This window comes from Phycisphaerae bacterium (assembly GCA_012729815.1).
Taxonomy (GTDB): Bacteria; Planctomycetota; Phycisphaerae; order JAAYCJ01; family JAAYCJ01; genus JAAYCJ01.
Map to the genome: position 1 here is coordinate 1 of JAAYCJ010000059.1, position 11,533 is coordinate 11,533.

Sequence of the window (11,533 nt, forward strand, 5' to 3'; positions counted from 1 at the left end):
GCGCTCACTGACGACGTTGTTGCATGGCTTGCGGTGAAATGGTAGAGTAGTATAGTGGGAAGAACCGGAGATCGGACGATGACCGCCCCTGCACAGAACAGACAGGAAGTACTGGAGCGTCTGGCCGCTGCGCGAGAGAGACTGGCCGCACTGGGGGTCCTGAGCATCGGTCTGTTCGGATCGTTTGCCACGGGACGACAGACTCCCGAGAGCGACGTGGACATCCTGGTGGAGTTCGCGCCGGAGCACCACTCCTTTGACAACTTCATGGAAGTGTCATTCCTCCTGGAAGATATCCTCGCAAGAAAAGTGGAGTTAGTGACGCCGCAGGCGCTGAGTCCCCATATCGGCCCGCACATTCTCCGGGAGGTACAGCGTGTCCGCATCGCCTCGTGAGTACGTCCGTCACATTCTCGACGAGATCGATTACGTTCTCTCGCAGCTTCAGGGCAGAGACTTTGATGCCTTCAACGGCGATGCCACATTGAAAAGAGCGTTTGTCCGCAGCCTGGAGATTATCGGCGAAGCAACCAAGAACATTCCGGAAGACCTGCGGAGACAGGCGCCCGATGTCGAGTGGCGAAAGATCGCGGGAATGCGAGACAGGCTGATCCACGACTACTTCGGGGTGGACTATGCCCTGGTCTGGGACGTCGCCACAACGAAACTTGCCCCGCTGCGAAGGCAACTTCAGTCTCTCCTCGACAAGACGGAAGATCGCCAGTAGTCCATACGAACTCCGGTGGAAGGGAAGGCGAAAACCACCGCTCAGAGACTACTCTGGCAGAATGAGCTCCAACTCGCGGCCCATCGCCGGAATGGGAATCTTCAGCCGGTTCGAGCGCCGCGGCGCTACCTGCAGGTTGCGGTAAACCTCCACGTTCACGCCGTACCAGACCGATCGCGGATCGTCCGCCACCGCAAACTCGTCGATCTTGCGAAACCGCTGCGGATCGGCCAGCACCTCCCGCAGCAACCGGCTCGGCGGCGGAAAGAAATCCTGCCAGTCCGGCGTCCGCGGCGGGACATTCTCAACCACGATATACTCGATCCCGTAGCGATCGATCAGCCGCCGCACGTCCTCGTGCGTCTCGACGTACGGACTATACTGCCAGCGCATCCGCGCCGCCCGCGAATACAGCACCTTGCTCCCGCGAAGCGTATACGCCCGCCCCTCAAAGCCCTGCTCGACCCGCATGTCGAACACGAACTGCCCGTCCCGCACCGCGTCCACCAGCACCAGCTTCAGCGCCCCTCGCGGCTCCGACTCGTGAACCAGACTCGCCGCCCGACGATAACTGCTCAGCCGTCCCGGCCCGACGTACCACGAAACCACAAACTGCCAACACACCAGCACCAGCAGCAGCGCCTCGCACCATCGCTTCAGGTCCGTCCCCTTGACCGCCAGACTCAACCCGCCGCCGATCAGCATCGCCGCCGGCGGCGTCACGAAGTAAAAGTACCGCGGCTCCTTGTGGTAGACCACGCTGGCGAACACGTAAAACACCACGATCCACAGCAGGGCAAATCCCACCTGCCGCACCCGCTCAGCCACCGCCAACAGCAGCAGCCCGATGATCGAAAACATCAGACCCGCCCACCCCAGCACCTCCGGAAGCGCGAACAGATAGTACGCCCAGTGCCGCACGTCCAGCAGGTGCGACCAGCCCTGCCCGCGAACCAGAAACCGGCTCAGGTGGGCATAGTGCCAACTGAACACAACGTACCCGACGATCAATCCCGCCGTCACCGCCGCCAACAGCAGCGTCCGCCACGTCAAAGCCTTGCGCCAGCCGAGCTGAACCACCAGATCGATCGCCATCACCAATCCGATAAATGCCGCCCACTGCTTGGTCAGCACCGCCAACACCAACGCCGCCGCCGCCGCCCAAAGCCAGCCCATCCGGCGGGTCGAACGAAACTTCAGGTACAGACCGCAACAGACCAGAACCAGCGCGACCGCCGGTACCTCCAACATCACCTGCCGGCTCCACAGCACCGTCGAGGGAAACGCCGCCCACACCGCCGCCGCGAACACCGCCGAGTCCCGATCCAGAAGCTGCCGCGCCACCCAGTACAATGCCAGCAGCGCCGCCAATGCAAACAGCACCACCGTCAGCCGGGCCACCGCCGCTGAGATCCCGAAAACCGCGAACATCGCCGCCTCGACCACCGCGAACACCGGCGGATAGTAGACGATCAGCCCCAGACACGGGTACTTGGCAAAGTAACCTTCCGCCCACGCCTGCAGCGACCCGCCCGGAAAGTGCCGCACCAGATCGTGGATAAACACACCGTCCATCGCGTGCAGCGGAGCGTCCGACCACCCCAACCCCCCCACCGTGATCTGCTTGCACCAGACCACCGACGCCGCCAGCACCAGCGGCAACAGCCAGTATCGACGGTCTATTCGACTCGGAGTGCGACGTGCGGCCATGATCATTCCGTATCGAGACTCTCCACCGTCAGATAACCCGCCCTCCTGCAGTTACGGCTCAATGAAAACAAAATCGCTCGCGTGGCTAGCCGCTCCGGGCCGGACGAATCGCCTTGACCCGCAGTTGCACCGCCTGAGGGCCCAGATACTCGTCGATGATCGGCTCGAACGCCAACCGGCAGCGCCGGCAGTCCAGCAGCATCTCGCGGGCCTCCGCCTGATTGAACGCGATCGCCCGAAACACCCGCTGGCCCCACCGAACGCTGAACGACAGATGCCGTCCGCCGTTGCCCACCAACCGCGGCTCGCCCACCAGTTCCGCCACGTCGCCCGACAGCGTCGGACGCGGATTCCCGTGGCCGAACGGACCAAGCCGCTGAAGCTGCCAGACGAACGGACTCTCGATCATCTCCGGCCCCACCTCCGCGTCGATCCGAACCACCGGCCGCGACGGACCCGCCAGGTGCGCCAGACCGTGCCGGTGCAGCGACTGCATGAACGGAATCACCCGGCCCGACTCGATCTGCAGGCCCGCCGCCATGGCGTGCCCGCCGTAACCCAGCAGGTGCTCCCCGCACCGCTCCAGCGCCTGGTTGATGTCGAACCCTTCCACGCTCCGCGCCGACCCCTGCCCGCGACCTCCGTCCAGTGCGATCATCACCACCGGCCGGCGAAACTTCTCCACCAGCTTCGACGCCACGATCCCGATCACGCCCACGTGCCAGCCGTCCTTCGCCAGCACCAGCAACGGCGTCTCGTCGGTCAACTGCCCCTGCGACTCCGCCAGCTCCACCGCCTCCGCCGTGATCTGCTCCTCCAGCTTCTGCCGACGCCGATTCTGCCGGTCCAGATAACCCGCCAGATCCTCCGCCCGCTGGCGGTCGCCCACCGTCAACAGCTCGAACGCCTCCTTCGCGTGACCCATCCGTCCCGCCGCGTTCAGCCGCGGACCCAGCACAAAACCCACATGATAGCTGTCCACCCGGCTGCCCGTGATCTTCGCCGAATCCAGCAACGCCCGAAGCCCCACCAGCTTCGTCTGCGGAATGCGCTCCAGACCGAAACGGGCCAGAATCCGATTCTCGCCCAACAGCGGAACCACGTCCGCGATCGTCGCCAGCGCCACCAGCGACGTCAGATCCACCAGCATCTCGCGAAATCCGTCCTCCACCCGGCCGCCCCCCGACACCGCCCGCGCCACCGCCCACGCCAGCTTGAACGCCACCGCCGCCCCGCACAGATTCGCCGACCCGTTCCCGCGGCCCGAAACCTCCGACCGCCGCTGTGGATGCACCACCGCCGACGCCGATGGAAGCGCCTCGCCCGGCTCGTGGTGGTCCGTCACGATCACCGTCATCCCCCGCTCGTTGGCCCGCGCCACCGCCCGATGGTCGCGAATCCCGCAATCCACCGTCACCAGCAGTCGCGACCCCTCATCGGCCAGTTTGTCCACCGCCTCGCTGCTCAGCCCGTAGCCTTCTTCGACCCGGTGCGGAATATAGACCCGCGGCTTGCCGCCCGCCTGCCGGAGCACATGCCACAAAATGGCCGCCCCGCACACCCCGTCCACGTCGTAGTCGCAGTAAACCACGATCGGCCGACCATCGGTGATCGCCGCCCGGATCAACCCCGCCGCCGCGGGCAAATCCTCGTACTCCTCCGGCTCGCTCAGCCCGCTGAGCTTCGGCTCCAGAAACAGCCGGGCGTCCTCCAGCTCGCAAATCCCACGATTGTACAGAATCTGCGCCACAATTGGACTGACCCCCAGACTGACCGCCGCTTCATCCCGACCCGCCCACCGAGGCGCTATGTGCCACTCGTGATCCACCGTCGCATCCTTGTGCTCAAGTCCTGCGTCCCTTTCACCTTAATTCCAATATCGAAAAATAGCAAGCACCGTCGCCAAATTGGCGGATCTAACCGGGCAATAATAACAACGCCTCACGTGGCGGACGAAGCCCCGGACGGCCCTCGGTCGCCAACGCTTCAGGTCACAGGCACATCTGGGCCCGCAGCCCGAGCACCACCGAGTCCGCCCCGTCGTACCGGCCGCCCGGATCCAGGATCACCTGGACGTCCGGCGACAACGTCAAACCCGGCGCCACCAGGATGTTGTAGTACAGCTCCAGAACTGTCTCGCGACCCGGCTTCTCGTCCACGTAGCGAAGACCGTCGGTCAACAGACCCTGCGCCACCCCGAACCCCAGCACCTCGTCGTCCCGCCCGGGCACAAGCCCCGTGTACTGCCCGCCAATGCTCCAGAAATGCTCGATCTCGTTGACCTCCTGGTGAGCGAAACCGTAGCGGAAGAACAGCCCCAGCCCCTGGACGCTTCGCGGATCCTCCCGGTACACCATCTGGTCGAAACTCAGGTAAAACCCCGCGTCATCACGCTTGTCGTCGCCGTCCGCATGCCCGTCTCCCGGGCGTCGCCTTGCGCGTCCGCCGCGCCCACGCTCGCATAGAACCACTCCAACGGATTGAAGTGCACGATCATTCCCAACCCGTTGTCCGGAAACGGAATCGTCGGGTTGTTCACCAGCGCGCTGTTGAGAAACTGCGACGTCGCGTCATTGGCGTAGTAGTTGCCGTCAAAACTGACCGGACAGCCGCGGCATTCGAACCCGCCGCTCAGGTCGATCTTGCCCAGCCGCATCTGCAGCTTCTGGTCAAACCAGTCCTGCTGATACCACAGCTCGATCAGATCGAGCGACCGGTACCCCACCGCGTTGTCGTTCACGCCGAAAAAATCCCCCACCTTGTCCGCGCCCTCCAAGCCGTCGCCGAACCCGCCCTCCGCAAGCGCGTACACCGCCCCCCCCTCAACACCCAGCATCTCCTCCAAATCCAAAATCAGTTCAAAATCGTACATGCCCGTCCCGTAATGGGCGCTGTGCGTATCAAGCCCGCCGTGCGCATTCGTCTGATAGACCGTGTCCATCGACAGCCCAAAGTAAACGCCCGCCTCCGCCAGCTTCTTCCGTGCCCCCCCACCAGTCCCCCAGCAGACACTCCCCCCCTTCACCCTCGGAGGCAATCTCAATGTCCTGAGTCGATGCCGCCTCCTCACCCCCGACCAGACCTTCCTCAGCCCAAGCCGAGGCCGACCCGATCAGCAACACTCCCAAAACCCACAACAAAACACGAATCCGACCTGAGAAGTCCCGTACCATCGTCCATACTCCCTGCCAATACAACGTACCAGACTTCTTGCCCGCTCCATCTGTATCTATCGGGAGTTTCTTTCCATAAATCCCGTTCTCAAAAACACAATCCGTAGGTCACAGAGGTCGAGATGAACGCCGTTTCACGCGCGTTGCAGGCCCCTTCGACGGAAAAATCCTGGACCGGGCCTCCAGAGCCCTCTCAAAACCACTGACTCGCTCCCGCAAAACGCTGTCCGACTTATCGGACCCTCGGCCAACGACGCACCCCGTCCCCCGGATCCAGCCCCGTAACCCAATACCCTCACCTCGATCGGCGCATACCAAGGCCCGTCAGACCGGTTCCTGCACACCCGATCCGACGGGCCTTCACATTCCCAGCCGTCTCACGTTCCCGACCGGCCGCTACCGTAGCTTCTCCGGGTGAACCCGGTCGCCGAACTTCGCCTGCACCTCCTGCAGCCGCTTGCGCTGCGCCCCCAGCGTGTCAAACACGATCTGCGGCGTGTCCGGCACCTGCGTCCGGTAGATCTCCTCGATCCGGTCGATCTTCTTGATGTTCTCCGGTACCCGGATCGAAAACTGCTCAGCGTACTGCTCCGGCGTGTACTCCTGCTTCAGCACGTCCTTGAACAACGCCTTGAGGTCCGCGTAGACCGGCAGCCATCCGGTCGGCCCTTCAATGGCCTCCACCTCGCCGTTGACCCTCCGCTCCATCCACTTGGCCCAGACCGCCTTGTCGGCCATGCCGTTGAGGTACTTGCCGTCCGCGCCCTTCAGGAAGTAGTTCACCGCGAAAATCGTCGGCGCCTCCTTGAGCCCCTTGGCAAAGTCCAGGTGGTTCTGGATGTACTTGCCCAGCGGAATCGCCACGAAGTCCAGGTTCGACATCGGCTGAAACGCCCGAACGCCTTCCTGCCCGATCGTCGCCGCCGTCGTCTCCGACTCCAGACTCGCCCCCATCGCGATCACGCCGTGATCCCAGCTCAGCGACTGCTGCACCGGAACCCACGTGTCCGAATCGCGACCGCCGTAGATGATCCCGCTCACCGCGATCCCGTCCGGATCGTCCAGCTTCGGGTCCACGTTCGCCAACGCCCGCAACGACACCGTGTACCGGGCGTTCTTGTGGGCCGCCGATACCGTCGCGCCGTCCGGACCCTTCATCCCTTCGTGCCACTGGCCCGCGTAGTTCACCCCGTCCTTCGGCAACGCCTGGCCCATCCCCAGCCAGTACGGCTTGCCGTCCTTGATCAGGATGTTCGAGAAAATCACCTCGCCCGGCGTCGTCAGCACCTTGTAGATCACCGGGTCGTCCTTGGAATTCACGTCCTGGATGATCCCGAAAATCCCCGACTCCACGTTCACCGCCCGGGCCTCCCCGTCGATGATCCGCAGATACGCGATGTCATCCCCCACGATGCTCTCGCCCGGCAGCATCGCCGTCGACGTCTTCCCGCACGCGCTGGGAAACGCCCCCGTAAAATACGTCTTCCGACCCTTCGGGCCGTGAATCCCCACCACGAACATGTGCTCCGACAGCCAGCCTTCCCGGTCCGCCTTGCGAATCGCCAGCCGCAACGCCAGCTTCTTAAAGCCGATCGTGTTCCCGCCGTACTGCGTGTTCACGCTGTAGACCAGTTCGTCTTCCAGGTCGATGTAGATCCGCTTGTCCTCGTAGTTCTTGCTGACGTTCCCTTCCGTCAGCTCCCCGCACGAGTGCATCACCCGGAAAAAATCCTCGCCGTCCCCCAGACGCTTGAACTGCTCGTAACCCGAACGGTACAGCAGGTCCTCGCTGTGCCCGACGTACGCCGAATCCGTGATCTGAACCCCCGAAATCGAAAACGCCGAGTTCACCGGCCCGAGGCAGAAGAACCGAACGTACGCCTCCCGGCCCGCCATCTGCCCCTTCAGCAGCGCCCGGACCTCCGCCGTGCCCTCCGCCTTGCCCGCCGTGTTCAACCGCTCCCCCAGATTCATCCCCGGCGGCACCAGGTACTTCGTCTTGTCCTTGTCGCGCCCCTGATCGAAATAACCGTCGAAGTGCACCGTGTGCCCCTCAATCGTCAGCGGCGTCTCCTCCTGACGCGCCACCGCCTGTTTCCGAACGTACGCGATATCCGACGAATCGTCCGTGCACACCACCACCGTCGCCGGGTCGCACAGCTCGATCGCGTCGGCGATGAACCGATGCAGTTTCGGATTGGGCAGATCCATCAGCTTCTGATAGTTCTCGCCCTGCAGTCGGGACCTGAGCAACTGTTCGCACTTCTGATCCATCGTTCTACTCCTTCTGTGATCCAGGCGTTCCTGTCACCTCATACCCTTCGTTCTTCCTGATCCGCCCGTTGCGCGCAGCCCGGACCCCACCCAGCCGTATTACCGGCCAGGTCAGGGCTATTTCGATTTCGTCGTCAGTCTGATGGCTTTATCGGCAATGTCGCGGCGGCAATAGGCCCCATCGAAATGGATCCGATCCACCGCCTGGTAGGCTCGCGCTTTGGCGTCCGCCACCGTCGCCCCCAACGCCGTCACCCCAAGCACCCGCCCGCCGCTGGTAACCACGCCGCCGTCCGCCTCAGCCGTGCCGGCGTGAAATACCTTCACGTCCTCCAGCGCATCGGCCTCCTCCAGCCCGCGAATCTCCTGGCCCGTCCCGTACTTGCCCGGATAACCGCCGCTGGCCATCACCACGCACACCGATGGACGATCGTCCCACCGCAGCGTCACCTCGTCCAGCTTCCCTTCGCACGTCGCCATCAACGCCTCGACCAGATCGCTCTGGAGCCGCATCAGAATCGGCTGGGTCTCCGGATCGCCGAAACGCACGTTGAATTCCAGCACCTTCGGACCCGTCGTGGTCATCATTAACCCAGCGTACAGCACCCCGCGATACCGAATCTCGCCCCGGTTCAAAGCGTCAACCACCGGCACCAGAATCTGCCGCTCTACCTGCGCCATCGCCTGCTCGCCAATCGCCGGGGTCGGACAATACGCACCCATCCCGCCCGTATTCGGACCCGTGTCACCCTCGCCGATCGCCTTGTGATCCTGCGCCGGCTCAAGAACGTAGATGCTCCGCCCGTCAATCAACGCCAGCACCGATACTTCCTGACCCGTCAGCTTCTCTTCCACCACGATCTTATCGCCGGCCGCCCCGAAAATCCGGTCCACCATGATCTTCTCAGCCGCCCGCAACGCATCCGACGGCTCGTCGCAGACGATCACCCCTTTACCCGACGCCAAACCCGCCGCCTTCACCGCCAGCGGCTCGTCCCGGCTGGCAATGTACGCCCGCGCATCGTCGTAATTCGTGAAAACCCGCCCCTCCGCCGTCGGAACCGTATAGTGCCGCATCAGCTCCTTGGCGTAAGCCTTGTCACCCTCCAGCTTCGCCCCTTCCGCCGTCGGACCGAACGCCCGGATCCCCGCCGCTTCCAGCCGGTCCACCAGACCGCCCACCAGCGGCGCCTCCGGGCCCACCACGACCAGGTCGATCTTGTTCTCAGCCGCAAACTTGACCAGGTTATCGGTATCCTCAGCCTCGATCGCCACGTTCCGGGCCTCATGGGCCGTTCCCGCATTGCCCGGCGCGCAATACACACGCTTCGCCAGCTTGGATTGGGCCATCCGCCAAACCAGCGCATGCTCGCGTCCACCGGAACCAACGACCAGAATTCTCATGTCCACCAACTATTACTGATACCGAAACCACCCGGCCACCCAGCCGAGCTCGCGAAAATTCTAGCGACTCCAAAACCCCGTTACAAGCGAAAATGCCCCCTTTTGAACCCAAAACGCCGGACTTGACAGACCCCTAGACAGTATCTTATCATTAACGGAGGCGACGGGGGGTCGGTATCGGCTGTCGCCCCACCAGGGATCCGCACCTTGAACCGTGCCCACACGCGTGCCGTACCGAAGACCATGGATGGGAGGCCGTCCGATGAAACCGCTGTACACGTTCATCCTGATCGTTCTGCCCTGCGGCGCCGCGCGCGCCGATATTCCGACGATCCACCTTCTCCAGGACTCCGCCTGGGCAACCGTCGAATACACCGCCACCGACTGGCAGCAGAACCAGACCTGGCACGGATCCGCCGCGTTCAACGACCCTCTCAACGGCTGTTCGACCTGCCTCGAAACGTCCCATAAAATCGGCGACTGGTCGCCCTGCGGCGCCCGCGTCGACCTCGACCCCTTCGCCATCGAAGTCCACACCTGGGAGTACAGCGGTGCGCCTTGGACCTTCAGCACCCGCGCCGAAGCACAGATTACCACCCGTTTCCGCGTCACCGGACCCGTCCAGATGTCCTGGCGGGAACAGGGACTCGGCGTCGTCTGGGCTACCCTCTTCGACGAAACCGCCGGCCTTGACGTCAACTACTACATGCAACCCTACCCGCTCGAGCTGGCCCCGCACGTCTACACCCTCACCCTCTGCGCCAACGGCTCCGACGAATCCTGGGGGCGATTCGCCTTCGACCACAACGCCGCCGTCGTCCCAGCACCGCCCGCCGCCCTCCTGGCCCTGATCGGCCTGGCTCTCGTCCGCTCGGTTCGACGACGCCTCTAGCCCCGCCAGACCCGCTCGCCAACTCAAGGACATCCAGTCTCGCCACTTGCATCCCGCTCCTCCAATCCGTATCCTATGACCCATCGTCATTGGATACACCCATTCCACGGAGGAAATACCGATGAACGCCTACGACAACCCCCAAGCCGCACAGGCCGTCCTCGAAAACGCCAAGGCCGCCGGCCTCGACCCCGATCGCATCATCGACCAGCTCAAACGCCTCCACATCGAAACCCCCTCCTGGGCCTACGCCGAAGGCGGCACCCGATTCGGCGTCTTCCGCCAGCCCGGATCAGCCAAAACCATCGAGCACAAGCTCGCCGACGCCGCCGCCGTCCACTGCTATACCGGCATCACACCAACCATCGCCGTCCATGTCCTCTGGGATTTCCCCGACGGCTTCGATCCCGCCCTCATCGAAAAAGCCAAAAAACTCGGCATCCAGATCGGAGCCGTCAACCCCAACGTCTTCCAGGACCAAGCCTACAAGTACGGCAGCCTCGCCAACCCCAAACCCGAAGTCCGAAAAAAGGCCATCGACCACGTCCGCGACTCCATCAAAATCGCCACCCAGACCAGGTCCAAATTCCTCTCCATCTGGCTCGCCGACGGCACCAACTATCCCGGCCAGGACGACATCGCCCAACGCCGCGCTCGCCTCATCGACTCCCTCAAGGAAATCTACCAGGCCATGCCCAACGACCAGGTCCTCCTGCTCGAATACAAACCCTTCGAGCCCGCCTTCTATCAGACCGACATCGCCGACTGGGGCATGTCCATGACCCTCTGCCGGAAACTCGGCGACCGGGCCAAAGTCCTCGTCGATATCGGCCACCACTACCAGGCCCAGAACATCGAACAGATCGTCACTTGGCTCATCGAAGAGGACATGCTCGGCGGTTTCCACTTCAACGACCGACGCTACGCCGACGACGACCTGACCACCGCCAGCATCGACCCCTACCAGGTCTTCCGAATCTTCAACGAAATCGTCGCCGCCCAGCAGGTCCGCAGCCGTAAGTTCGAACTCGCCTACATGGTCGACCAGTCCCACAACCTCAAACCCAAACTCGAAGCCATGCTCCAGACCGTCGACACCATCCATCAACTCTACGCCAAAGCCCTCCTGGTCAACCGAAAAGCCCTCGCCAAGGCCCAAGCCGACCAGGATATCATCGCCGCTGAGGAAATCCTCCGCGACGCCTGGCTCACCGACACCCGGCCCCTCGTCGGTCTCGTCCGCCAACAGACCGGCCGAGCCCCCGATGCCATCGCCGCCTACCGTAAATCCGGCTACCAGCAGCAGGTCGAAAAAGAACGAGCCAACATCAAAGGCGGTGACACCCTCGGCTA

General features: G+C 63.3%; 10 protein-coding genes. 4 read left to right on the plus strand and 6 right to left on the minus strand.

Annotation, left to right across the window (positions count from 1 at the left end):
• Positions 1 to 78 precede the first annotated feature (78 nt).
• A complete protein-coding gene (locus tag GXY33_04400; protein NLX04367.1) occupies positions 79 to 396 on the plus strand; it encodes a nucleotidyltransferase family protein in 318 nt (105 codons plus the stop codon).
• A complete protein-coding gene (locus GXY33_04405; protein NLX04368.1) occupies positions 377 to 727 on the plus strand; it encodes a DUF86 domain-containing protein in 351 nt (116 codons plus the stop codon). The genes GXY33_04400 and GXY33_04405 overlap by 20 nt, the downstream gene beginning before the upstream one ends.
• 48 nt (positions 728 to 775) lie before the next feature.
• Here GXY33_04405 and GXY33_04410 read toward each other — a convergent pair whose 3' ends face one another.
• From GXY33_04410 to purD, 6 genes are all read right to left on the minus strand, one after another.
• Positions 776 to 2,437, minus strand: coding sequence for a hypothetical protein (locus GXY33_04410; GenBank protein ID NLX04369.1), 1,662 nt, complete (start codon positions 2,435 to 2,437; stop codon positions 776 to 778).
• An 85-nt stretch (positions 2,438 to 2,522) separates the two neighbouring features.
• Positions 2,523 to 4,265 (minus strand): single-stranded-DNA-specific exonuclease RecJ, encoded by a 1,743-nt coding sequence (gene recJ, locus GXY33_04415; protein NLX04370.1) that lies wholly within the window; start codon positions 4,263 to 4,265, stop codon positions 2,523 to 2,525.
• Positions 4,266 to 4,428: 163 nt separating this feature from the next.
• A complete protein-coding gene (locus GXY33_04420; protein NLX04371.1) occupies positions 4,429 to 4,908 on the minus strand; it encodes a carbohydrate porin in 480 nt (159 codons plus the stop codon).
• Positions 4,806 to 5,273, minus strand: a complete 468-nt coding sequence (locus GXY33_04425; protein NLX04372.1) for a carbohydrate porin — start codon at positions 5,271 to 5,273, stop codon at positions 4,806 to 4,808. The genes GXY33_04420 and GXY33_04425 overlap by 103 nt, the downstream gene beginning before the upstream one ends.
• Before the next feature lie 733 nt (positions 5,274 to 6,006).
• On the minus strand, positions 6,007 to 7,884 hold the full coding sequence (locus GXY33_04430; GenBank protein ID NLX04373.1) for a phosphoenolpyruvate carboxykinase (GTP): 1,878 nt from the start codon (positions 7,882 to 7,884) through the stop codon (positions 6,007 to 6,009).
• 117 nt (positions 7,885 to 8,001) lie between these two features.
• Positions 8,002 to 9,288: a phosphoribosylamine--glycine ligase gene (purD, locus tag GXY33_04435; protein ID NLX04374.1), complete on the minus strand. Its 1,287-nt coding sequence runs from the start codon at positions 9,286 to 9,288 to the stop codon at positions 8,002 to 8,004.
• 262 nt (positions 9,289 to 9,550) lie between these two features.
• Between purD and GXY33_04440 the strand changes: the two genes are divergently transcribed.
• Both GXY33_04440 and GXY33_04445 read left to right on the plus strand, forming a co-directional pair.
• On the plus strand, positions 9,551 to 10,180 hold the full coding sequence (locus tag GXY33_04440) for a hypothetical protein (GenBank protein NLX04375.1): 630 nt from the start codon (positions 9,551 to 9,553) through the stop codon (positions 10,178 to 10,180).
• Positions 10,181 to 10,301: 121 nt separating this feature from the next.
• A partial coding sequence (locus GXY33_04445) for a TIM barrel protein (GenBank protein ID NLX04376.1) occupies positions 10,302 to 11,533 on the plus strand: 1,232 nt, incomplete at its 3' end.

Excerpts from the sequence above, each read along its gene's own strand:
- GXY33_04400 (NLX04367.1), top strand. The coding sequence starts at position 79 with ATGACCGCCCCTGCACAGAACAGACAGGAAGTACTGGAGCGTCTGGCC.
- GXY33_04440 (NLX04375.1), top strand. The coding sequence starts at position 9,551 with ATGAAACCGCTGTACACGTTCATCCTGATCGTTCTGCCCTGCGGCGCC.
- GXY33_04430 (NLX04373.1), bottom strand. The coding sequence starts at position 7,884 with ATGGATCAGAAGTGCGAACAGTTGCTCAGGTCCCGACTGCAGGGCGAG.
- purD (NLX04374.1), bottom strand. The coding sequence starts at position 9,288 with ATGAGAATTCTGGTCGTTGGTTCCGGTGGACGCGAGCATGCGCTGGTT.
- GXY33_04410 (NLX04369.1), bottom strand. The coding sequence starts at position 2,437 with ATGGCCGCACGTCGCACTCCGAGTCGAATAGACCGTCGATACTGGCTG.
- GXY33_04425 (NLX04372.1), bottom strand. The coding sequence starts at position 5,273 with ATGCTGGGTGTTGAGGGGGGGGCGGTGTACGCGCTTGCGGAGGGCGGG.